Annotated in this window: 22 protein-coding genes and 5 pseudogenes; 18 read left to right on the top strand and 9 right to left on the bottom strand. The window is 69.2% G+C overall.

Annotation, left to right across the window (positions count from 1 at the left end; genetic code table 11):
• Positions 1 to 2 precede the first annotated feature (2 nt).
• Positions 3 to 773 carry an ABC transporter ATP-binding protein gene (locus ACFC79_RS30655; protein ID WP_376246791.1) on the bottom strand — a complete coding sequence of 257 codons (771 nt, stop codon included), beginning with the start codon at positions 771 to 773 and terminating at the stop codon, positions 3 to 5.
• Positions 774 to 1,247: 474 nt separating this feature from the next.
• Between ACFC79_RS30655 and ACFC79_RS30650 the strand changes: the two genes are divergently transcribed.
• Together ACFC79_RS30650 and ACFC79_RS30645 are read left to right on the top strand one after the other, a co-directional pair.
• Positions 1,248 to 1,424, top strand: coding sequence for a hypothetical protein (locus ACFC79_RS30650; RefSeq protein ID WP_376246788.1), 177 nt, complete (start codon positions 1,248 to 1,250; stop codon positions 1,422 to 1,424).
• Positions 1,425 to 1,499: 75 nt separating this feature from the next.
• Complete coding sequence (locus ACFC79_RS30645) at positions 1,500 to 1,853, top strand: hypothetical protein (protein ID WP_376246785.1); 354 nt, start codon at positions 1,500 to 1,502, stop codon at positions 1,851 to 1,853.
• 203 nt (positions 1,854 to 2,056) lie between these two features.
• On the opposite strand, the pseudogene ACFC79_RS30640 reads toward ACFC79_RS30645, so the two are convergent.
• A pseudogene (locus tag ACFC79_RS30640) lies at positions 2,057 to 2,245 on the bottom strand (IS6 family transposase); the annotation flags it as partial.
• Positions 2,246 to 2,293: 48 nt separating this feature from the next.
• Complete coding sequence (locus tag ACFC79_RS30635) at positions 2,294 to 3,559, bottom strand: serine/threonine-protein kinase (protein WP_376246782.1); 1,266 nt, start codon at positions 3,557 to 3,559, stop codon at positions 2,294 to 2,296.
• Positions 3,560 to 3,795: 236 nt separating this feature from the next.
• Between ACFC79_RS30635 and ACFC79_RS30630 the strand changes: the two genes are divergently transcribed.
• On the top strand, positions 3,796 to 4,764 hold the full coding sequence (locus tag ACFC79_RS30630; RefSeq protein ID WP_376246779.1) for a CPBP family intramembrane glutamic endopeptidase: 969 nt from the start codon (positions 3,796 to 3,798) through the stop codon (positions 4,762 to 4,764).
• A gap of 420 nt (positions 4,765 to 5,184) precedes the next feature.
• Here the strand turns inward: ACFC79_RS30630 and ACFC79_RS30625 are convergent, their stop codons facing one another.
• Positions 5,185 to 5,424 (bottom strand): hypothetical protein, encoded by a 240-nt coding sequence (locus tag ACFC79_RS30625; protein ID WP_376246776.1) that lies wholly within the window; start codon positions 5,422 to 5,424, stop codon positions 5,185 to 5,187.
• Positions 5,425 to 5,690: 266 nt separating this feature from the next.
• Between ACFC79_RS30625 and ACFC79_RS30620 the strand changes: the two genes are divergently transcribed.
• Together ACFC79_RS30620 and ACFC79_RS30615 are read left to right on the top strand one after the other, a co-directional pair.
• On the top strand, positions 5,691 to 6,875 hold the full coding sequence (locus ACFC79_RS30620; protein WP_376246906.1) for a sensor histidine kinase: 1,185 nt from the start codon (positions 5,691 to 5,693) through the stop codon (positions 6,873 to 6,875).
• Positions 6,863 to 7,522, top strand: coding sequence for a response regulator (locus tag ACFC79_RS30615; protein WP_376246774.1), 660 nt, complete (start codon positions 6,863 to 6,865; stop codon positions 7,520 to 7,522). Before ACFC79_RS30620 ends, ACFC79_RS30615 begins: the two co-directional genes overlap by 13 nt.
• A gap of 157 nt (positions 7,523 to 7,679) precedes the next feature.
• Here the strand turns inward: ACFC79_RS30615 and ACFC79_RS30610 are convergent, their stop codons facing one another.
• Together ACFC79_RS30610 and ACFC79_RS30605 are read right to left on the bottom strand one after the other, a co-directional pair.
• A complete protein-coding gene (locus ACFC79_RS30610) occupies positions 7,680 to 8,483 on the bottom strand; it encodes an IS30 family transposase (RefSeq protein WP_376246771.1) in 804 nt (267 codons plus the stop codon).
• A gap of 56 nt (positions 8,484 to 8,539) precedes the next feature.
• The gene (locus tag ACFC79_RS30605) at positions 8,540 to 9,130 is read right to left on the bottom strand and encodes a TetR/AcrR family transcriptional regulator (protein WP_376246768.1); all 591 of its coding nucleotides are present in this window, start codon (positions 9,128 to 9,130) and stop codon (positions 8,540 to 8,542) included.
• A 278-nt stretch (positions 9,131 to 9,408) separates the two neighbouring features.
• Here ACFC79_RS30605 and ACFC79_RS30600 point away from each other — a divergent pair, with 278 nt between their 5' ends.
• The 7 genes and pseudogenes from ACFC79_RS30600 to ACFC79_RS30570 all read left to right on the top strand — a co-directional run bounded on the left by ACFC79_RS30600 (position 9,409) and on the right by ACFC79_RS30570 (position 15,279).
• Positions 9,409 to 10,350 (top strand): alpha/beta hydrolase family protein, encoded by a 942-nt coding sequence (locus tag ACFC79_RS30600; RefSeq protein ID WP_376246765.1) that lies wholly within the window; start codon positions 9,409 to 9,411, stop codon positions 10,348 to 10,350.
• Positions 10,351 to 11,344: 994 nt separating this feature from the next.
• The gene (locus ACFC79_RS30595; protein ID WP_376246762.1) at positions 11,345 to 12,544 is read left to right on the top strand and encodes an AAA family ATPase; all 1,200 of its coding nucleotides are present in this window, start codon (positions 11,345 to 11,347) and stop codon (positions 12,542 to 12,544) included.
• Between the two features lie 18 nt (positions 12,545 to 12,562).
• Positions 12,563 to 14,086 carry a VWA domain-containing protein gene (locus tag ACFC79_RS30590; RefSeq protein WP_376246759.1) on the top strand — a complete coding sequence of 508 codons (1,524 nt, stop codon included), beginning with the start codon at positions 12,563 to 12,565 and terminating at the stop codon, positions 14,084 to 14,086.
• A 110-nt stretch (positions 14,087 to 14,196) separates the two neighbouring features.
• Positions 14,197 to 14,427, top strand: coding sequence for a DUF6879 family protein (locus tag ACFC79_RS30585; RefSeq protein WP_376246756.1), 231 nt, complete (start codon positions 14,197 to 14,199; stop codon positions 14,425 to 14,427).
• A 134-nt stretch (positions 14,428 to 14,561) separates the two neighbouring features.
• Positions 14,562 to 14,624, top strand: a pseudogene (locus ACFC79_RS30580) (hypothetical protein); the annotation flags it as partial.
• A 104-nt stretch (positions 14,625 to 14,728) separates the two neighbouring features.
• Positions 14,729 to 15,061 carry a Scr1 family TA system antitoxin-like transcriptional regulator gene (locus tag ACFC79_RS30575; protein WP_376246903.1) on the top strand — a complete coding sequence of 111 codons (333 nt, stop codon included), beginning with the start codon at positions 14,729 to 14,731 and terminating at the stop codon, positions 15,059 to 15,061.
• A complete protein-coding gene (locus tag ACFC79_RS30570) occupies positions 15,061 to 15,279 on the top strand; it encodes a Scr1 family TA system antitoxin-like transcriptional regulator (RefSeq protein WP_376246753.1) in 219 nt (72 codons plus the stop codon). The genes ACFC79_RS30575 and ACFC79_RS30570 overlap by 1 nt, the downstream gene beginning before the upstream one ends.
• Before the next feature lie 288 nt (positions 15,280 to 15,567).
• Here ACFC79_RS30570 and ACFC79_RS30565 read toward each other — a convergent pair whose 3' ends face one another.
• Positions 15,568 to 16,044, bottom strand: a complete 477-nt coding sequence (locus ACFC79_RS30565; protein WP_376246750.1) for a hypothetical protein — start codon at positions 16,042 to 16,044, stop codon at positions 15,568 to 15,570.
• On the opposite strand from ACFC79_RS30565, the pseudogene ACFC79_RS30560 reads away from it, so the two are divergent.
• The 3 genes and pseudogenes from ACFC79_RS30560 to ACFC79_RS30550 all read left to right on the top strand — a co-directional run.
• Positions 15,985 to 16,134, top strand: a pseudogene (locus ACFC79_RS30560) (DDE-type integrase/transposase/recombinase); the annotation flags it as partial. The gene ACFC79_RS30565 and the pseudogene ACFC79_RS30560 sit on opposite strands and share 60 nt — an antisense overlap.
• Positions 16,135 to 16,651: 517 nt before the next feature.
• Positions 16,652 to 16,821, top strand: a pseudogene (locus ACFC79_RS30555) (IS481 family transposase); the annotation flags it as partial.
• A gap of 662 nt (positions 16,822 to 17,483) precedes the next feature.
• Complete coding sequence (locus ACFC79_RS30550) at positions 17,484 to 18,008, top strand: GNAT family N-acetyltransferase (RefSeq protein WP_376246747.1); 525 nt, start codon at positions 17,484 to 17,486, stop codon at positions 18,006 to 18,008.
• A 103-nt stretch (positions 18,009 to 18,111) separates the two neighbouring features.
• Here ACFC79_RS30550 and ACFC79_RS30545 read toward each other — a convergent pair.
• Positions 18,112 to 18,715 (bottom strand): annotated as a pseudogene (locus ACFC79_RS30545) (IS5 family transposase); the annotation flags it as partial.
• Here ACFC79_RS30545 and ACFC79_RS30540 point away from each other — a divergent pair.
• Complete coding sequence (locus ACFC79_RS30540; protein WP_376246916.1) at positions 18,612 to 19,316, top strand: hypothetical protein; 705 nt, start codon at positions 18,612 to 18,614, stop codon at positions 19,314 to 19,316. The pseudogene ACFC79_RS30545 and the gene ACFC79_RS30540 sit on opposite strands and share 104 nt — an antisense overlap.
• Entirely contained in the window at positions 19,313 to 19,858 is a 546-nt protein-coding gene (locus tag ACFC79_RS30535; protein WP_376246744.1) for a flavoprotein, read from the top strand. The genes ACFC79_RS30540 and ACFC79_RS30535 overlap by 4 nt, the downstream gene beginning before the upstream one ends.
• Positions 19,859 to 19,970: 112 nt before the next feature.
• Here ACFC79_RS30535 and ACFC79_RS30530 read toward each other — a convergent pair whose 3' ends face one another.
• Positions 19,971 to 20,309: a hypothetical protein gene (locus ACFC79_RS30530; protein ID WP_376246741.1), complete on the bottom strand. Its 339-nt coding sequence runs from the start codon at positions 20,307 to 20,309 to the stop codon at positions 19,971 to 19,973.
• A 21-nt stretch (positions 20,310 to 20,330) separates the two neighbouring features.
• On the opposite strand from ACFC79_RS30530, the gene ACFC79_RS30525 reads away from it, so the two are divergent.
• Positions 20,331 to 20,864 (top strand): hypothetical protein, encoded by a 534-nt coding sequence (locus ACFC79_RS30525; RefSeq protein WP_376246739.1) that lies wholly within the window; start codon positions 20,331 to 20,333, stop codon positions 20,862 to 20,864.

Here is a 20,864-nt window from a genome sequence, read left to right as displayed (position 1 = left end):
GCTCAGCCCTCCCGGCTCGCGACGGGCTGCTGCCGGCGGCGGTCGAGCATCGCCAGCTGCTCGGCGATCCGCTGGACGCCTGGCTGCGGGGTGTCCCGCATGATCCGGCCGTCGGCCAGTACCATGACGCGGTCGGCGTACGACGCGGCGACCGGGTCGTGGGTCACCATGATCACTGTCTGCCCGGCCTGGTCGACCACCGACCGCAGCAGAGCCAGAACCTCGGCGGCTGTCTGCGTGTCGAGTGCCCCGGTCGGCTCGTCGCAGAAGATCACCTCGGGCCGGGTGACCAGCGCCCGTGCGATCGCCACTCGCTGCTGCTGGCCGCCGGACAGTTCCGCCGGGCGGTGCCCGAGCCGGTGGCCCAGCCCGACCCGTCCGATCACCTCCGCGAGCCACGCCAGGTCCGGGCGTCTGCCGGACAGCCGGGACGGCAGCAGGATGTTCTGTTCCACGGTGAGCGCGCCGACCAGGTTGAACGCCTGAAAGATGAAGCCGATCCGGTCGCGGCGCAGCTCGGTCAGCCGCTTCTCCGACATCGATGACAGGTCGGTGGCACCGATCATGACACGGCCTGAGGTGGGCCGGTCCAGTCCGGCCGCGCAGTGCAGCAGGGTGCTCTTACCGGACCCGGACGGCCCCATCACCGCCGTCATCGTCCTGCGGAGGAACCGGACATCGACCTCGGCCAGCGCCGTGACCGGTTGATCACCTCCGTAGGTCCTGCTGACCCGCTCAAGGCGGACGGCGTCGGCGGGCAGGGGCACTGACATGGGCGGGTACCTTCCGGGAGCCTGAGTTCGACAGCCTTCGACGGTAGGAACAGCGCCCCGCCCCATCAATGCAGCCAGTTGCCCATGTGAAGTAGTGCAGGCACCACCGAACGCTTCTTTCCGGCACCGCCCCCGATCAGCGCTGCACACAGCCGGTGCCGGTGGTCGCCTTCATCCAGGACGCGAACGCTCGCGAGGAACGCGCGGTGGGCCCGGCGACGACGCCCAGCCCGAGAGCATGCCCAGGAGCACGCGCCCTGCCGGGACGCTACGGCGGTCGGCACTGTGGACTTGGGGAGAGGACGCACCTGGGAGCAAGAGATACTCATGGCCTGTGTCCGTACGGCCGCCGGGCCGTGTTGAACGGCCGAGGGCAGACTCACCCGGAACCCGCGCCTGCCCGCGATCGTCACTGACGGGTGAGGGGCCCGCGCTCCGGGCCTCGGCTCCGGTGCGCAACGAGAGCGAGACGGCATGAAGGACGAAGTGGTCGGCGCACACCGTCCGGAGGCGGACGGGGGCAGCAGGCACGACGGCTCGCACGGCGGCGTCGCCCGCGCCACCGTGACCGTCATGCGGCGCAACTGGCGCGTCCTGCTGGGGCGGACGGTGCGCGTCACCGGCCTGGCCGCACCGGGGGCCTGGCGATGACCGCCACGCGGGACGTGCCCCCGGCTCGGCCTGGCCCTGGCTCCGGCCGCGGCAGCAGGGGACGGGCTCACTCCCATGGCGGCGCTGCGCCGGTCGTGGTCACTGGTGTGGGGTCGGACGTCGTCGCTGCGGACCGCGGCCGTCGTCCTGCCGACAGGCGTGATCACCGTTGGGATGTACGGGGTTCTGCACCGTGCCGGAGGGCCGCTGCGTGACGGGGCCAGGTCCGCTGTTCTGACGCACGGCACCGACAAACCGTATGCCGCGTACGCCGCGGGTGTCCTGGCTCCGATCGCCGCCGCCGTGCTGCTGACGGCGGCCCTGATACTTCCCGCTGCCCACACCGCGTACGCCGTGCTCTACGAGCGCCTGTCCTCGGTCGGCGGACATGCGGCAGGAACCGGAGGGAGTGCCGTCGCAACGGAGTGACGTCACGGTGTCGTGGACGAGCCCGCTGGAGCGGCGGTCGGCTGCAAAAAAGGGGAGTGCCGGACACGGCCGCTGCTCGCAGGGACACACACGCGGTCCGGCCATGGAGACGAACACCTCACCAGGCGTTGTCACGGCGGCCTGCCTGACCGTATATCAGGGGGCAGTGACAGCCCGTGCGGTGGTCTTGGGTCAGGCTGCCGTGGTCGGCCGACGCTGCTGGTGACCTGGTCCCGGATGGTGAAGGGGTGATCATATCGAGGCGGTGCGGTGTGGCGGTCATCAGGTGGCGGCGGGGCCGGAAGTGGGGGTGAGCTGCCGCTGAAAGCGGCCAGGAACCTCTGCGCTCCGCCGACCGAGCGGAAGCCCTCCATGACGCGTTCCCGCTGTCGCAGCAAGCACCGCCACGACCACCGAGATCAAATCAACCCAACGAAGTGCTACTGGTCCTTCAGGACCCCCAGCCCGTTCAGCAGCCCGGTCACGATCACGAGAAGCACCAGTGCTGCTGCCACAACCATCGCCACCCGGCGGTGCCGGCCGTCGAACAGACCGCGCAGGCAGCCGATCAGGCGGTGCAGGCTGCCATCGGACGGAGTCATGTTGGTCCGTTCGGAGCTGTCGCCCTCCCCGGACACCGCGGGGACTGTCGCTGCGCCGCGGTCCCTGCCCGAGTGCGGGGCCGATGGCTGTGGGGCGAACTGGGTGGATGCCGCCTGCTGTGCGAAATACATCCGCGGATCGAGCGCGTTCGGTTCGTGTGCCTGCGGTGACTCTGGTGCGGTCGGCTCGTACGACGGCTGCGCCGATGGTATGGACCCGGCCGGTCCCGTCGAATCCTCGGCCCCCGTGACCGGCCGCCACCAGCCCTCTCCCCGGGCCAGTGTCATGCCCTTCGCCACCGCGATCCTGTGACATTCTTCGATGATCTCGGAGAGCACGGGCCGTTCCCCCGGCTCCTTGGCCAGACAGCGCGCGATCAACGGACGCAGTGGCTCGGGACACGAGGCCAGGTCCGGTTGCCGGGCCACGATCCGGTACAGCAGCGCGTGCCCGTCGCCCTCGCCGAACGCATGACCACCGGTTGACGCGAAATATGCGATGAGGCCAAGCGCGAAGATGTCGAGTGCCGATGTCGCGGGTTTGCCCTCCGCCTGTTCCGGCGACATGTACGCGGGCGTGCCCAGGCGCACGTCGGTGCCGGTCAGCGCCGTCGCCTCCGTGGACCGTGCGATGCCGAAGTCGATGACGCGGGGGCCGTCCGCGGCGAGCAACACGTTCGACGGTTTCAGATCGCGGTGCACCACGTCGGCCGCGTGAATGGACTGGAGCGCCTCGGCCACACCCGCGGTCAGCAGCAGTACCGTCTGCAACGGCAGCGGCCCGTGTTCAAGCACGGCGTTCGCCAGCGAAGGACCCGGGACATACGCGCTGGCCATCCATGGCTGCTGCCCGTCGATGCTGCTGTCGACCACTGCGGCGGTGTATGCCCCCTGCACCCGGTGTGCCGCCTGCACCTCGCGGGCGAAACGCCGCAGGAACTCGGGGTCCTGCGCGAACTCACGCCGGATCACCTTCAGGGCGACGGGCTGCCCGCCTCGGGTGTGGGACAGATAGACGCTGCCCATTCCTCCCTCGCCGAGCTTTCCACGCAGCATGTATCCCGAGATCTCGGCCGGATCCCCCGGCCCCAAAGGCTCGATCATGGTGATGCTCCTGCCCGCCCTCTCTCTTTCTCGTATTTCAAGTCCGTTGGCCGGTTAGTCCCACAATTCACGGAGAACGCTTTCGGAATAGTGGTCCCGGCCGTGAATGCCTCTCGGCCTCATTCAGCGGGTACAGCCTGCTGTACTCCGATTCGGGGTGTGCGCGACAATGATCCGGGCTCCCTCAACTGGTGTTCTGAGAAGGCCAGTTGACACACACCAGAAGGGATGCTCCGGTGAGCACGCGCACGCCCCTCAGTACGGGTTCCGGACCGGAACACAACAATGATCCGACGCTTCCAGCAGACCGGCACGGCCGTCCGGGCGGCTTGCGGGGGAGCCTCCGTTGCCGACCGCTGACCTGGTTCTTCTCGCTGGCGTACCTGCTCAGCTGGCTGGCGTGGACGCCGTACATCCTGTCCGGGAGCGGTGTGGGCGCCCTGGACTTCTCCTATCCCGGCGGCGCGGCCGGTCAGCTGCTGGGCGTTCTGCCCGGCGCCTATCTCGGCCCCCTCCTGTCGGCGTTCCTGGTCACCAATGCCTCCGAGGGACGTGCGGGTCTGCGGAACTGGCTGCGGCGAATGGCCAAGTGGCGTGTCAGCTGGCGCTGGTACGTGGGGGTCACCCTCTCCGCGCCCGCAGCGCTCACCCTGGTCTCCATGGCATTGGGCGGTACCAAGCCGGTGATGCCGAGCGTCATGGTGCTGGTCGTGTTCGTGCCCGGACTGCTCATGCAAATGATCACTACTGGTCTCGCCGAGGAGCCGGGCTGGCGCGACTTCGCCATGCCGCACCTTCAGCGCCGGCACGGCGCCCTGATCGGCACCCTGATCATCGGCCCGCTGTGGGGTGTGTGGCATCTGCCGTTGTTCCTGACGGAATGGGGCGGCTGGCCGGACGTGTCCTGGTGGCAGCCGACGGAATTCGTCGCCACCACCATCGTCTTCAGCTTCGTGATGACCTGGGTGTTCAATCGCACCGGCGAGAGTCTGCCGTTGGCCATGCTGCTGCACGTCAGCGTCAACAACTACTTCTCCGTCGCCTGGTCGGAGATGTTCCCATGGCTCTCTTCCGACAACACCACGCATGCGTTCCTGATCAGCTCGTTCGTCGCGACCGTGGTCCTGCTGATCGCCACCCGCGGTCGGCTCGGCTACGAGCCCGCACCGGTCGCTGAGGATGTGCGACCCGCGCCGGCGGTCTGACCTGCACAGTTCACCGACATGTTCGCTCGCCGTGGTCCTGAGTGGACCGCGGCGAGCGCCTGCGGCCCGTGTTGCCGTGCCGCGAAATGAGGTGTCACGACGGTTTGCCGCCCGCGACGAGGTACGCGGAGGCTCCGCGCGTTCACGCGGCGCTGCCCCGCGATCGATACAGCCACGCCCGGGGTCCGGGTGGGCGACCGCAAGTCCAGTCCGGCCGCGCGGTGCATCAAGGTGCTCCTGCCGGAGTCCGACGGTCCCATCACGGCGAGGAATATGCCATGCCACACAGCCGGCGCACATCGTCCAGGGCACGTGTTCCTCCCGTGTACACCGTGCTGACCTGCGTCAGCACAACCGCCGGGCCCGACGGCGCGTCGGGCGCCGCGCGGACGGCTTCGCGGCGGCTGAAGGCGGCAGAGCTCATCGACGGCTCCGCAGACGGCGCACGACCAGCACGGTGACGCACACCGCGGTGACCCCGCCGAAGGCCAGGTGTGCCCCGCTGCCCGCCACACCGTACGAAACCACCATGTTGCCGATCACGCTGACCACCAGGGCCACCCGGAGCAGGACGCCGACGAAGTCCGTGGGGCCGATGTCGGCCTGCGCCCCGTCCCGGCTGTCGGCCAGAGTGAGGCGGTAGGGGTCCGTGTGCGCCACGGGAACTCCTTCCAGAGATTTGCGGTGTCATCGACGCTACGGACCGGTCTCTCCCCGGCCCATCCCTCGTGCTGCCGAATCGGTGGTACAGCAGGCTGTACCACCGAAACCGCCATGTCGGCCCAGGCATAAGGTGGTTGGCACATCCGCAGGGCGAAGTGAGGAGGAGCGGGGTGACCATCCAGCAGAACTTCGGGGCCGACGACCGGGCCGGGCCCGGTGCGACGGGCTTCGTCAAGGACGTCGTCGGTGCCGCCTCCGCCGCGCTGAGACAGCTCGCGAGCGGCTTCGGTACGGCTCTGCTCGCGCTGGCCGTCCTCGGCTGGCTCGCCCTGACGGCCGCGGCCTGCCTGGTGGGCATCGGCCTGCTCGTCGCGCCGACCGGGCTGCGCGCCCTGCACGCGCTGGCAGGCCAGGAGCGCGACCGGCTCAGCCGCCACGGTGCCGAGGTCGTCGTCCCGAACCCACCGCCCACCCAGCTGCGTCTCGCCCTCGTCGATGCCACCACCCGCCGCGAGGCCGGCTGGCTGGTGACGCACGCCACGTTCGGCCTGTTCCTCGGGCTGCTCGGCATTGTGCTGCCAATCTTTGCCGTCCGCGACACCGCCTTCCCGCTGCTGTGGCCGTTCGCGCCTGCGGATGCCACCAGCACCGCACTGGGGTTCGGAACTGCGGAATCCTGGCTGGACGCCGCCGCGGTGTGCCTGCTCGGCGTGGGCTGGATCGCCATCATCCTCGGCCTCGGCCCCAGTCTGGCCCGACTTCAGGCATGGCCCGGCGTGCGCCTCCTGACGGCAGGGCCGGACACCGATCTCCCCCTGCGCATCATCGAGCTGACCGCGACCCGGGCCGCCGCGCTGGACGCCCACGCCGCCGAACTCCGCCGTATCGAACGTTCCCTCCACGACGGCACCCAGAACCGCATCGTCACCGTCACCGTGCTGCTCGGTGCCGCCCGCCGTATGGTGGCCCGCGACCCGGTCGGCGCCGACGAACTCCTCGAACGCGCCCAGTCCGCCGCCGAACAGGCGCTGGCCGAACTACGGACCGTCGCCCGCGGTATCCTGCCGCCCGTGCTCGCCGACCGCGGCCTGGCAGACGCGCTCTCCGGGCTGGCCGCACACTGCGCAGTGCCCTGCCGGACCGACGCCCGCCTGCCGGAGCGGTGCGCCTCCTCCGTCGAGGCAACCGCCTACTTCGTGACGGCCGAGGCCCTCACCAACATCGCCAAGCACAGCGGCGCCGCCCAGGCCACCGTAACCGTCCGAAGCCGGGGCGGCCGACTCCTGTTACGCATCGAGGACGACGGCCGGGGCGGTGCCGACGAGAAGGCCGGCTCCGGCCTCACCGGCATCCGCCGCCGCGTCGCGGCCCATGACGGGACTCTTCACCTGACCAGTCCGCTCGGCGGACCGACAACCCTTGAGGTGAATCTTCCATGCGGATCGTGATAGCGGAGGACGACCCATTGCTGCGCGAGGGCCTCGCTCTCTTGCTGCGCGCGGAGTCGCTCGACGTGGTGGCCAAGGCCGGAACGGCCGACGAGGCGCTGGACGCCATCGACACGCACCGGCCCGATGTCGCCATCCTTGACGTGCGAATGCCGCCCACCCACACCGACGAAGGCATCCGCGCCGCCATCGAGGCCCGGCGTCGGCACCCCGGTCTCGCCGTCCTCGTCCTCTCCGCATACGTCGAGCAGACTTTCGCCACCGAACTGCTCACCGGCGGCATCAGCCGCATCGGCTACCTTCTCAAGGAACGTGTCGGACGGGTCGAAGAGTTCCTCGACGCACTGCGACGGGTCGTGGACGGCGGTACCGCCGTCGACCCCGAAGTCGTCGCGCAGCTGTTCACACGCTCACGCCGGGACACCCGGCTGGAACGCCTCAGCCCACGTGAGAAGGACGTACTCGCCCTGATGGCCGAGGGGTTGGGCAACAGCGCCATCGCCGAACGGCTCGTCGTCACCGACGGTGCCATCCACAAACACATCCGCAGCATCTTCGCCAAGCTCGACCTTGCGCCCACCCAGCAGGTCGACCGGCGCGTCGCCGCCGTACTGCACTACCTGGAGGACGCTCGCCGCCGGGTCTGACACCAGCCCCTTGCCCAGTTCTTGGTGGTCGTGGCGGTGCATGCCACGGCTCGTGGATCTCGGTGAGGTAGAGAAGCTCCGCGGGGACCCCGGTGATTTCGTGGCCGAGGTCTTCACGGCCCTGGCGCGCAAGGACCGGCGCCGGCGAGGGGCGAGCTCAAGCGGTCGGCGCATCACCGCTGTTCAGGCGGTCAGCGTGGACCTCTGTCGGAGTGCGGTGGCTATGGACTTTGCGGGGACGGTGGTTGGGCTCGTGGTCGATGGCGTCGAGGTCGGCCTGGCTGAATGTGCGGAGATCCGCACCCTTGGGCGAGTACTGCCATAGCCGGCGGTCGGTGTTCTTGTTGGCGCCTCGCTGCCGAGGGGTGCGTGGTTTGCAGAGGCAGATCGGCATGCCGGTCTCGGCCGCGATGGCCTGGTGTTCGCCCATCTCGCGGCCCCGGTCCCAAGTGAGCGCCCGCCGAATCCGGGGCGGGACGCCGAGGAGGCTTCGGGTGAGGTACGGCGCGACCTGCTCGGCCCTGATGCCGTCCGGCAGCGCGACGATGGCGGTGCGGCGGGTGGTGCGCTCGACGAGCGTGGCGATCGCCGAGGGTCGTGCACCCATCACGAGGTTGTCCTCCCAGTGACCGGGCATCTTGCGGTCCTTGACTTCGGCAGGGCGGGCGCTGATGGACACCATGCCGCGGATGATGCCCCGGCCGGTGGGCCGACGGGCGACCTTCGGCCGGCGCAGCGGCTGCACGGACCGCAGCCGCTGGGTGAGGCTGCGATCGATCGCCTGACGACATCGCGGGGCGTCGAACGAGAGGCAGATCGCCTCGTGCGAGACATGCCTGGAGATGCCGCCGGAGAACTGGAGTCCGAGCCGGCCGGCGATCTGCTCCGGCGACCAGTACAGTGCCGGTTTGGCCTCCACCGGCGCCCGCAGACCGGGTCGTGCGGGTGGTGCGTTGATCACTTGAGGGTGTCACCCGCTTGTGCGAGGTCCCGTCATCGCCGACGTCACCGTCACCGTCAGCGCGGGTCGCGGAGTCCGGCGACGAGGAGCGTGACGAGTCGGCGCGCGTCGTAGCGGGGATCGTCCTCGGCGCCGATGCAGAGGTTTCCGATGCCGCGCATGAGCTGGTAGGCGTCGATTCCGGGGCGGATCTCGCCGGTGGCGGCGGCGGCGTCGAGGAGTTCGGTGCACACGGGCAGAAGGCGGTCGAGGAAGTAGGTGTGCAGCGTCTCGAAGCCGGCGCTGTCGGCCTGCATCGCGGCGGCGAGTCCGTGTTTGGTGACCAGGAAATCGACGAAGAGGTCGGCCCACCGCGCGAGCGCGGCGTGGGGTGTCGGGCCGGCCGCGAGCAGGGCCGGACCGGCTTCGGCGCAGGCATCGATCTGGTGGCGGTAGACGGCGATGACGAGTTCCGCCCGGGTGGGGAAGTGGCGGTAGATCGTGGCCACCCCGACGCCGGCCTCGGCCGCGATGTCGCGGACCGGCGCCTCCACGCCGGACGTGACGAAGACGGCGGCAGCCGCGTCCAGCAGAGCCTGCTGGTTGCGCCGTGCGTCCTTGCGCTTGGACCGGGCCGAACTGCCCGCCGTCTGGCCGCTGTCGTTCACCGCGGCACTCCTTCCATCGATCGACGTTGAAATACGGAACCGTGTTCCGTATCGTAAATGGAACAAGGTTCCGTTTCATTCATGATGACAGACCGGACGGCTGACGGCTCCCGTCATCCCGCTCCACCCCGGGACGAAGAGAGTGAACGGCCACACCCGGAGCCCGTGCGGCCCCACACGAGAAGGCACTCCTTCCCCCATCCCGCCCGGCCTTCGGCGACACCGACGGCCGGGCACACGACCCCAGAGTGCAAAGGCACTGAACGGAAGGCACCTCCATGTCGGAATCGAGCATCCCGAACGAGCGCAGGTCCACGGGTGCGCCGGTGACGGTGATATCCGCGCGGCCGGTCGTCCTGTCCGCCCCGGGCCGGGGCGAGGACCTCCAGGTCCGCCTGTCCGCCCCGGCGACCGGCGGCGACCTGCCCGTGATCGTCTTCTCCCACGGCTATGGCTGGTCGATGAACGGCTACGCCCCGCTCGCCGACCATTGGGCCGCGCAGGGCTTCGTGGTCGTCCAGCCCACCCACCTCGACTCCCGCACGCTCGGCATCCCCGCCGAGGACCCCCGCACGCCCCGGATGTGGCGCCACCGCATCGAAGACCTCACCCGCGTGCTCGACGGCCTCGACACCCTCCAGGCCGCCGTCCCGGGCCTCGCCGGGCGCCTCGACCGCGACCGTATCGCCGTGGCCGGCCACTCCTGGGGTGCCCAGAGCGCGAGCGCCCTGCTCGGCGCACGCGTCCTCGATGCCGACGGCACACCTGGCGAGGACATGTCCGACCCGAGGGCCAAGGCGGGCGTGCTGCTCGCTCTGACCGGTCTCGGCGACGACCTGACGCCGTTCGCCGCCGAGCACTTCCCCTTCATGAGGCCGTCCTTCGCCACCATGGCTGCCCCCGCCCTCGTTGTCGCCGGCGACAAGGACCAGTCCCACCTGTCCACGCGCGGACCGGACTGGTTCACCGACCCCTACACCCTCAGCCCCGGCCCCAAGAGCCTGCTCACCCTGTTCGGCGCGGAGCACTCGCTGGGCGGCATCCCCGGCTACGAGGTCGCCGAGACCACCGACGAGAACCCCGCACGCGTCGCCCTGATCCAGCACCTCACAACGGCCTTCCTGCGCAGTACCCTCCTCGGCGAGGACAGCGACTGGAAGGCGGACGCCACCGCGCTGGAGGAAGGTCCCGACCCGCTGGGGACGCTGCAGAGCAAGTAGGCGAGCCCCACCCAGGCCGCCGCGCTGTCCGGGGACGGGGTGCCCCGGGTTTCCCGTCTCAGGACAGCCGGGGCCGCCCGCACCGGGCGGTCCCCGGAGCACCCGCCGACACGGCCGCTACTCCTCTCGCATACGAGCGTCACCGGCATCGAAAAGGACGCAACGTCAGATGACACAACCCCTTCCTGTCCGCTCCGGGATCACGACTGTGCGACATCCCGCTCACTCTGAGCCCGGACGCGTCCCTGCCCGGCCCCTTGCTCTCCCGCCCGCCTCATGCCCGCCGCCGCAACCACGGACGGCGTCGCGACCTTGGACGGTGCCGCCTAGGCGATCAGCCGGTCCTCCCGCACCCACAAGGACCGTGGGGAAGCGGACCAGGATCCGTCCGTGCAGTGGCACGTCCAGTGCCACGGTCAGCTGCCCGTGCCACAGGGATGGCAGGCGACGGCCGGGACCCCGATGGGGGGTGCATGCCGACGCCATCGTTGTACCGGGCGAAGAACTGCGGCACCTACGAGCGCACCCGCTCCTGGCCATCACGCTGAACGCCGAGCCGATGAAGAACGGTGCTGAGATCGGGCAGCTGCAGCTGCAGCTGATCTGGGCAGCCTCGAAGTCGCGACCCAAGAAGCAATAGGGCTCAGCAGAAGGAACGTCGTCCAGCACGGCAGCCGCGACGTCGAGCCCAATTGCTCCCCGGGTCGTAAGAACCCCACCAGCACATACGGGCCGAACACCGCCCCCCACGACCGGCCTGAACCACACCACCGAACCGCCATCACGTTCTTCGGGCGCGGGCTCGCGAACCGCCCACGGAAGCAAACACAACGGTGTTGACCTCCAGGTCCTCAAGCGATCTCCTTCTGGCAAAGGACCGCTTCTGAGAACATCTCACGGGCAACCACCCTCGCCCTCAGCTGCTTTGCGCTTCGTCGTGACCCCTGGGGGCGTCTCGTCAGCCCAACAGGGCGTTACAGGCCAGGAGCCGAATATGGGACCGCAGGACTCGCAGGACACGGCTACGAGGCTGCGGGCGATCAGCGGCGAGCTGTCGGACCGCTTCCACGAACGGGCCGACGTGGTGCGGATCCTGATGGTGACGCTGCTGGCAGGGCAGCACTCGCTGGTGCTCGGCCCGCCCGGAACAGCCAAGTCCGAGATGGCCCGTGAACTCACGGGCAGGATCGAGGGTGCCGCCTACTGGGAGATCCTCCTGTCGAAGTTCACCGCGCCCACGAGAATGTTCGGTCCCATCGACGTCGCCGCGCTGGCCCGGGGCGAGTACCGCCAGATCTACGACGGCCGTGCCACGACCGCGCACATTGCGTTCATCGACGAGATCTTCAAGTGCTCCACAGCGGCGCTGAACGAGACGCTGGGCTACCTCAACGAGCGGATCTACCACCCCGAGAGCGGCGGCGAGCCGATCCGCTGCCCCTTGATCGGAGCCATCACAGCGAGCAACGAACTTCCCAGCGGGGAGGATACTGCCGCGATCTACGACCGGCTGCTGGTGCGGATCGAGGTCGGGTACCTGGAGGACCCCTCGAACTTCGCCGCGCTGGTCCGCTCCGCCGTCAGCCGCCCGGTGGCGCCGACACGGACCACCGTCGAACTGCCCGCGTTGCAGCATGCCGTGAGCGAAGCCGTCCCGGCCGTGGACGTTCCGGACGCGATCGTGGATGCCGTGTGCACGCTGCGCGCCGCCCTGCGCCGCAAGGAGCTCGTCGCCTCCGACCGCCGCTGGCGGCAGGCGGTAGCCCTGCTCCAAGCATCCGCGTACCTCGACGGCCGTCCGGCGGTCACCGAGACCGACCTGTCGGTGCTGACCTATGTGCTGTGGGACTCCCCAGCCCAGCGCCCGACCGTCGAGCGCGAAGTGCTGCACCTGGTCAATCCCGATGCCAAGGACGCGCTCGATCTGGCCGACACCATCGACGAGCTGGAGGCACAGCTCGACGCCATGGCCGGGCAGTCCCGCGAGGCGCTGAGCGACTGGGTCATCAAGAAGGCCCACAACAAGCTCGCCATGGCGGGGAAGCGGCTGGAGAAGCTGCGCGAAGAGGCGGCGGGCGCCGGCCGCTCCACCGCCGCCATCGACCGAATCACCGGCCGCCAGCGGGCCGTCCGTGCTCGCGTCCTCACCGAGGCCCTCGGTATGGACGCGAGCACGGTGCAGGCCCAGCTCTGAACACCGGGGAGCAGAACCATGAGTGAGGCACCGAGCAGGCTCGACGGGCCGGGGAGCCGGGCCGGGACGTGCCTGGGCCTGTCCGCCGCTGATCCTGAACGGCACACGGTCGTGGTCGCGGACCGGTTCGACCGGATCACATGGCGCGACACCTACGAGCAGTCAACCGGGCTGCGCGAGCTGGACGCAGAACTGAACGCACACCACGACTGCGCCACCGACCTTCTGACCGATACGTTCCTGGCCGCCTACAAAGGCAACCCGCAGTTGCGCGGGCGCGCGGAGATGGACCCCTGCCGACTGGTCAACCACCAGATCGTCACCGCGCTCGTGGATTCACCTGAGTTCGCCGACCTGCGCCGGGAGACGATCGGCGACCCCTACGCCGCCGCCATGGCCGTGCTCGCCCAGAGCACCGCGCTGCGCCGGATCCTTGACCGCTCCCAGGATGCCCGGGAACAGGCCGGGCAAGCAAAGAAGGCCCAGGAGAACACCGAAGGCGCGGCGACTGCCGTGGCCGAGGCACCCCAACAGCCCGCCGATGAGGCCGCCCAGGGCGCCGCGCAGGCCCTCGCCGCCGCGGCCACCGGCATCCGTGCCGCCGCGCGGAACGCGGTGACGAAGGCCGCGAGGGCGGTGCGGGAGGAGGCCGCGCTGATGCGGGCGTGGGGTGTCGGTCCCGGCGAGCTGGAGCGGATGCCGTTCGACCAGCGCTCCTCACTCGCCGACCGGCTGCGCACCAGCCATCTCGCACAGTGGGCCGAGCTGATCGGCCGCTTCCGGCAGATGGCCGACGGTGAACGAGCCCGCAAGGTGCAGAACGCCACCGGGGAGCTAGTCGGCATCACCCTCGGCAATGACCTCTCCCGCGTCATTCCCTCCGAGCTGGCCAGTCTCGGCCTGCCCGAGCTGCGTGCGGTGTTCGCCGCACGCTACGCCACCGGGGAGCTCATGCTCTACGACAGCCAGGGCGAGCAGCCCACCGGCCAGGGCGCCATCATCGCGTGCGTAGACACCTCGCACTCCATGTACATGGAAGGGCCTGGCGGAGTCACCCGCGAGGCATGGGCCAAGGCGTGCGCCCTGGCCCTGCTGGATCAGGCCCGCCACGCAGGGCGTGACTTCGTCGGTATCCTGTTCTCCGCCGCCGACAAGATCCAGGTCTTCCGCTTCCCGGCCGGCCGGCCCGCCGACATCGCCCGGACTCTCGACTTCGCAGAGACCTTCCTCGGCGGCGGTACCAGCTACCAGACGCCCCTGACAACGGCCGGTGACCTGCTGGAGGAGGAGTTCAACGACGCCGCCCGCACACGCGGCGACATCGTGATGATCACCGACGACGAATGCGGAGTCACCGAGGCATGGATGCGCGGCTGGAACGACAGTAAAAACCGGCTGGGTTTCCGCGTCTTCGGCGTCGCCATAGGCGCCCTGCCCGCCGCCGGAGCCGGCTCGGTCCTGGATGCCCTGTGCGACAACCTCCGCTCCATCGAGGACCTCACCGACACCCGCGCCGCCGCCGACCTCTTCCGCGTGATCTGACCCGACCTCCTCCTTCTCCTCCGCAACCCCGACACGAAAGAGGGCCTGCTCCCGCAGCCGGACCAGTCGACCGGGCTCCCGTCGGTACCGTTCCTTTGTCATTGGTGTCATTGGCATGGACAGCGCCCTCGCGTGATCGCCGCCGCGCCTCCACCCTCGCGCTGCCCGGCAACGACTTCTGGCTCATCGACGACCAGGCCGTGCGCTGGAACATCTTCTCCGGTGACGGCCAGGCCCTCGAACCCGACCACACCGAAGACCCCAGCGCGATCAAACTGTGCGCCGAGGCGTTCCGGTCGGTGTGGGAACTGGCCGTACCGCACGCCGACCACCACATCTGACCGACGCACACCCAAAGGCCGTCACCTCATGACGACCGCCTCCCCGTCCGTCCTCGGCCGCGCAAGCCGCCCGCACGGCCCTCGCCCGGCGCCTGACGGGGCCGCGCAAAGACGCCGGTCTCAAGTCGTACGAGGTGGCGGACCGGTGCGGCCGGCACAAGTCAAAGGCATCCCGCATCGAGAACTGCCGCACCCTCCCCACGTACGCCGACATCCGCGCGTGGTGCCGCGCCTGCGACGCCGACGAACACACCGCCGACCTGATCGCCGAGTCCCGCACCGCCAACGAGATGTACCAGGAATGGAGACGCCTGCGCCGCAGCGACGTCAAGGCATTCCAGGAATCAGCCGTCCCGCTCTACCAGCGCACCAGCCTCGTCCGCGTCTACTGCTCCAACGTGATCCCCGGCCCCCTCCAGACCCACTCCAACGCCACCGCGCTGCTCTCAGCCATCAGCACCTTCCAGGGCACCCCCAACGAGCCGCGGACGCTGCCACCGCCCGCCCGGGCCGCTCCCGCTTCATCTACGAGGGCAACCACCGCTTCGTGCTCCTGGCAGAAGAAGCCGTCCTGCGCTACCGGATCGGCGACCCCGAAGTGATGGCCGGCCAACTCGGCAAGCTCCTGGACTGATGTCCCTGCCCGCCGTCGCCCTCGGAATCATCCCGCAAACCGCCCAGCGCGCCATCTGGCCGCTGGAGACGTTCATGGTCTTCGACACCGACCGCGTACTGGTCGAGACCTTGTCCGCCGAAATCGCCATCAGCCGCCCCACCGAGATCGCCGTGCACACCAAGGCGTTCGCCGAACTCCAGCAACTGGCCGTCTTCGGGGCCCCGCCCGCGCCCTGATCAGAGCCGCAATCGACACACTCGGGTGACCGACAGCAACTTCGTGCAACTTGATTGAGACAACCAAGGCCACCTCCGTAGCGTCGAACGACACCGACACACCAGCAACAGAGGCGACGCCCCCATGAGCACACCCACAACCATCGACACCCAACCCGAAGAACACGGCCTCCGGCCCCGCGCCTTCGGCCAGCCCTCCCAGGCCCTGCTGACCCGCGCCGACCGCGGCTGTGCCCGGTTTCTCACCCAGCAGACCGAAAGCCGGCACGACCAGGCCGACGGCACCGGTCACACTCCACGACGAGCGCCGACCACCCGCACCGGACCGCACCAATGCCTCCCACACGCACCAGCACCCACACCGTCCTGCACGACCCCGACGGACGCATCGAAGCCGAACTCCCCTTCGTCCGCCGCTCCCATGAATGCCTGGCCAAAGCCGTCCTCGCCTGGGGCGGCGACCCGGGCCTGCACACCGCGGACTACCACCAGATCGCACCCCAGCTCACCGGCGCCGCCCGCGCCGTCGCCCACGACCTCCGCACCATTGCCCACCAACTGCCCGGCGACCAACCAGCCCGCGCGCTCACCGACCTCACCCTCGAAGACACCGAACGCCGCCTCACCGCCCCACCGCGCGGCACGGTCCGGTGCGTCCAGGGCTGGGCCCTCCTCATTCCGTGCCCCGATCGGGCACCGGACCGGGTGGACCGCGACTTCCTCGCCGACGCGCCGAATCGCTGCTGGGTCGCGGATTTCACGCACGTGGCCACCTGGGCCGGAGTGGTCTACGCCACCTTCGTCGTGGACACCTTCTCCCGCCGGATCGTCGGCTGGTCCACCGCGACGTCGAAGGAGACCCAGCTCGTCCTGGACGCCCTGGAGATGGCGCCGTGGCAGCGCGGCCCGCGACGAACACCCCTACGTTCGCGGCGAGTTGATACACCACAGCGGCGCGAGCAGCCAGTACACCAGTTTCCGGCCGGCCGAGCACCTGGACGCGGCCGGCATCGCGGCATCGATCGGCTCCGTCGGCGATGCATACGACAACGCCCTGAAATCTCCACCGAACCCGGGGCGGTTCAGCATCACCAAGGTCCGGCTCCTGCACCGGTGGGAGCCGGACCACATCGCCCACCTGCTCGGGCTGGCGCTCTCCACCGTGCACCACGTGCTGACCCGCTACGGCCTGGCCCGGCTCATACACCTGGACCGGGCCACCGCTGGAACATACGCCGCTACGAACGCGATAGACCCGGCGAACTTGTCCACGTGGACATCCAGAAAATCGGCAACATCCGCCGACGAGGGCGGCCACAGAGCCCTCGGTCGCCCAGCGAGCCGCAAGAACCGGGCGAACGCCGGCTACAGTTGCTTCCACACCGCCGTCGACGATCACTCCGGCCTCGCCTGCAGCGAATCCTCACCAACGAGAAGAAGGAAACCGCTGCCGCCTTCTGGATCCGTGCCAACGCCTACTTCACCTCATGCGGGATCACGGTCGAACGCGTTCTCACCGACAACGGCGCCCGCTGCCGGTCGTGGCAGTGCGGCGGTGCGCGTCTCGTGCGGCAGTCCCTCCTGCGCCGAGCAGCATCTGCCGTTCGCAGTCGACGGCCGCACAGTTGCGGGCGCCCACCTCAAAGCCCCATCTGAAGGTCGCTTCAGGGCTCTGGGGCGATGCGTACCGCGCGTGCAAGGCCGGGAACTGACGCATGCACATCCGCCCCGAGGGTTGACAGGTGCGTACCGAGCTCTGGCGCTGTGGCGAGCCGGTCGTCCTGGCGGTGGTCACCGACCGGGAGGGACGCTGGTGGCAGGCGCTGGAGTGCTGTTCGCGCTGAGCGGGCCACACCGGGCGCACAGGCCGTTACCATCGCTCAGGCCGCCTCCGGCCCGGCGCCGCCATCCGTGCGGGAGGGCCGCGCAGCGGGCCGTCCTCCACGACCTGGACCCGTCGTCCTGCGGGATGAACTCGGTGAACTCTTCCGTGCCTGCCAGCAGCGCTTGAGAACCCGACTTGGCGCTGCTCGCCGACCTCCAGGAGTGCAAGGCCCGCGCTTTCACCACCTGGGCCGGGGGCGCCGGGGATGTGAATCCGCGGACCCGCAAAAGGCCCCCGGACAGACTGGTCGAAAGTATCTTGACACCGTCTCGCCGGTCGCTGATACCGTCCGCTCATCGACCCAACTGGCGGAGCAGCAGTGAAAACTGAAACAAAACTTGAACATGAGATTGACTCAAGCACTCACGTGAAAATTCAAGAATTGCTTGGTTCAAGCTTTCCTCAGTACCCTTCGCGCACCTACTACAAGCAACTCCCTCACCTTAGGCACCTGGTCTGGGATCACGGCGCTCTAGTCGCGCAGGTAGGTATCGACCACCGAATGATCAAAAACGGTGATACGCCGTTGCGGATTTTCGGCATAATAGACCTCTGTGTCGCCACTTCGACACGCTCTCGCGGGATCGCCAGCCATCTCTTGGTCGAAATTGAAGCCGCAGCGCGCTCTTCTGAAGTCGATGCGATCCTTCTCTTCGCCGATGATCCACGCGTCTATCTCGCCAACGGATATCAATCAGTGGCAAATCGTGCGAAATGGCTGATGATTAACGATCACGAGACTCTCGGGATAGCAGAAAAGCCCGTCGGTGAGATGATGGTGAAGATGCTTTCAGGAGCGTCATGGGGCGAAGATGTCGTCGACCTCCTCGGTTACCTTTTCTGAAATAAGCATCCAATCAATGGAACCATGGAGCTCGTGACACGATTAACTGATCGTTTCAGAATGAGGTTCGGAGGCGTCTCAAGCAGATGATGCTGCAGGCGAGTTAGAGGAGCCCGAGGTGGAGGTCGGCTCGTGTCTCGTAGCGGATCCGGAGGCGTTTGAACCGGTGGAGCCAGGCGAAGGTCCGCTCCACGACCCATCTGGTCTTGCCCAGGCCGGATCCGTGGGCGGTGCCCCTGCGTGCGATCTTCGGTGTGATGCCACGGGCTCTGAGCAGGCGTCGGTACTTGTCGTAGTCGTAGCCTCGGTCGGCGAACAGCCGCCGTGGCCGGTGACGGGGCCGGCCCACCAGGCCGCGAATGCTGGGGATGGTGTCCAGCAGGGGCATGAGCTGGGTGACGTCGTGCCGGTTTCCGCTGGTCAGCGAGGCGGCGAGGGGTGTTCCGTGACGGTCGGTGATCAGGTGGTGCTTGCTGCCGGGCCTCGCGCGGTCGACCGGCGAAGGTCCGGTGTGAGCCCCCTTTCAGAGCCCGGACGTGCGAGCCGTCGATCGCGGCGTCGTCCATGTCCGGCAGACCCGCCTTGCGGAGTTCCGCGAGGAGAATGGCGTGCAGGCGAGGCCAGACGCCGGCCTCGGTCCAGTCCCGCAGACGCCGCCAGCCCGTCACCCCGCTGCAGCCGATCGTCCCGGCCGGCACGTCCGCCCACGGCCAGGCGGCGGCCGCCGTCGCGTTCGTCACCGCGGCCGCCAACCGGCTCCAGGGCGACCTGGTGCAGCGCGGACCCGAAGGGTTCTCGGTGCTCGGGATGCTGTTCCTGAAGGCGGCGATGGCCCAGGCCGCGGCCGCCGAGGCCGACGACCACAGCCCCGACGTCCTCGCCCGCGCGGTCCCCGGCTTCCTCGACCAGGCCGACGAGCACGCCGAACACCTCGGCCACGACGGCAACCTGCTGTGGACCTCGTTCGGGCCGACGAACTGTGCGTTGTACAGGGTCGCCGCCCACGTCCAGCTGAGCCAGGGAGCCGATGCCGTGGCCGCCGCGGCGGACATCCCGGCCGTCTCCCTCGCCGGTCTCCCACGCGAGCGCCGGGCCCACCTGCTCACCGACCGTGCCATCGGCGAGAAGCAGGCCGGGCAGCGCGAGACCGCGGTCGACACACTCCTGGAGGCGGAAGAACTCGCCCCCGAAGAAGTGGTGTGCCGACCCCGCGCGAAGCGCCTCGTCGAAGACCTTCGCCTCCTCGGCGCCGGCAGCGCCGAGGGCCGCTTGCGCGGCCTCGCCGATCGCTGTGGACTGCCCCGGTGACCACGAACCGCACCCTGTACCTGATTGTCTGCGCGGCCCCGCCGGCCCGTCGCCTCGATGTCCCGGTCCGAGCCGCCCAGCAGGCCGGCTGGGACGTCTGCCTCATCCTCACCCCCTCCGCCCACCGGTGGCTCACCGAGGACACCGAGAGCGAGATCGAGACCCTGGAGGAGCTCACCGGGCACCCCGCCCGCTGGCAGTACAAACTCCCCTCACAGCCCGACGTCCTGCCCGCCCCGGACGCGATCCTCGTCGCCCCGCTCACCAACAACACCCTGGCAAAGTGGGCGACCGCCGTCTCCGACACCCTCGCCCTCGGACTGATCACCGAAGGCATCGGCCTCGGCCTGCCGATCGTCGCCCTGCCCCACTTCAACAACGCCCAGGCCGCCCACCCCGCCGTCGCGAAGCACGTTGAGTTCCTGCGCGAGGCCGGCGTCACCGTGCTGCTCGGCGAGGGCGGGTTCGTGCCCCACAAGCCCAAGCAGGGCAATCCCGACGCCTACCCGTGGCGGGCCGCGATCGACGCACTTCCTGCCTGACCTTCGCTCACCAGGCGCAAGACGGCCTCCGGCTGGAGGCCGCGCCCCTCCCGGAGAAGGCCGCGTCGAGCGGCGGCAGGCAGGTGGTCGGTGAGGCGAGAGGGAGCTCAGATCACCGGGCGACGTAGGCTACGTGGACAATGCGGGCGCCGAGGTCACACCACACGGTCGAGGTGTGACCGGTCACCACGATCGGGCCGTCGTGACGGTACTCGTAGCCGTTGTCCAACCGCTTGCAGGTTGCCGCGGTGTTGAACTTGTCCGTCATTTGAGTTCCGAAGCACTGGAGCGAGACACCGGCGTGCCCGCCGCTGCCCGTCACGTACTGGGGCGCGTTGCACGTCCAGATGGCGGTCGGCGCGGCGGACGCGGGCGCCGCCGCGAACAAGAGCCCGCTCACGGAGGCGATGGCGGTGGCGATGGTGGTGGCGATCTGCTTCACAGGGGTCACGAGTACTCCTCAAGTCTTGTAGTGGTCCAGCCGGACTGGCAGTCTCTCCTTCCCCGCCACGCCCTGACTGGCCAGGAACCAGCCATTCCCACCGGGTATGTCGTCGCCCTCCTCACCGGACACACCGGCGAGCTCGCCGCCGTCCAGCTCCTGGGCGACCGGCGCGGCTTCCGGGCCTGGAATCTCCAGGGCCCCAAGAGCGCCGTCGCGCTGAAGGCCAACAACCCGGACGGGGGCGACGCCCGCGACAAGGCGGCCGAGACGGCCCAGGAGGACGATCACCTCCTTCGGCTCACCCCCGCCGACACCCACATCCAGGCACAGCCCTCTGCCGACATCTGGAGCCTTGGTGCCTCCCTGTTCTGGTGCTGGACCGGTCACCGCCCTGTCGCCTACGACGACGACCTGGACCGGCTTCAGAAGCTGGCCGTCATCGCCCGGGCACCACCACCGCGCTGCCCGACGTCCGGCCGTGGCCGTTCCCCGAGCTCAAGGACGCCATCACCGCGTGCCTGGCACCCGACCCCGCCGACCGGCCCACCGCGAAGGAGCTGA

The organism is Streptomyces sp. NPDC056061 (genome assembly GCF_042266885.1).
GTDB lineage: Bacteria > Actinomycetota > Actinomycetes > Streptomycetales > Streptomycetaceae > Streptomyces.
Note: the sequence above shows the minus strand (reverse complement) of the source record. Positions and strands in the feature narration are given on the sequence as shown.

Excerpts from the sequence above, each read along its gene's own strand:
- ACFC79_RS30655 (WP_376246791.1), bottom strand. The coding sequence starts at position 773 with ATGTCAGTGCCCCTGCCCGCCGACGCCGTCCGCCTTGAGCGGGTCAGC.
- ACFC79_RS30650 (WP_376246788.1), top strand. The coding sequence starts at position 1,248 with ATGAAGGACGAAGTGGTCGGCGCACACCGTCCGGAGGCGGACGGGGGC.
- ACFC79_RS30645 (WP_376246785.1), top strand. The coding sequence starts at position 1,500 with ATGGCGGCGCTGCGCCGGTCGTGGTCACTGGTGTGGGGTCGGACGTCG.
- ACFC79_RS30635 (WP_376246782.1), bottom strand. The coding sequence starts at position 3,559 with ATGATCGAGCCTTTGGGGCCGGGGGATCCGGCCGAGATCTCGGGATAC.
- ACFC79_RS30615 (WP_376246774.1), top strand. The coding sequence starts at position 6,863 with ATGCGGATCGTGATAGCGGAGGACGACCCATTGCTGCGCGAGGGCCTC.
- ACFC79_RS30600 (WP_376246765.1), top strand. The coding sequence starts at position 9,409 with ATGTCGGAATCGAGCATCCCGAACGAGCGCAGGTCCACGGGTGCGCCG.
- ACFC79_RS30595 (WP_376246762.1), top strand. The coding sequence starts at position 11,345 with ATGGGACCGCAGGACTCGCAGGACACGGCTACGAGGCTGCGGGCGATC.
- ACFC79_RS30590 (WP_376246759.1), top strand. The coding sequence starts at position 12,563 with ATGAGTGAGGCACCGAGCAGGCTCGACGGGCCGGGGAGCCGGGCCGGG.
- ACFC79_RS30575 (WP_376246903.1), top strand. The coding sequence starts at position 14,729 with ATGGAGACGCCTGCGCCGCAGCGACGTCAAGGCATTCCAGGAATCAGC.
- ACFC79_RS30570 (WP_376246753.1), top strand. The coding sequence starts at position 15,061 with ATGTCCCTGCCCGCCGTCGCCCTCGGAATCATCCCGCAAACCGCCCAG.
- ACFC79_RS30540 (WP_376246916.1), top strand. The coding sequence starts at position 18,612 with ATGGCGTGCAGGCGAGGCCAGACGCCGGCCTCGGTCCAGTCCCGCAGA.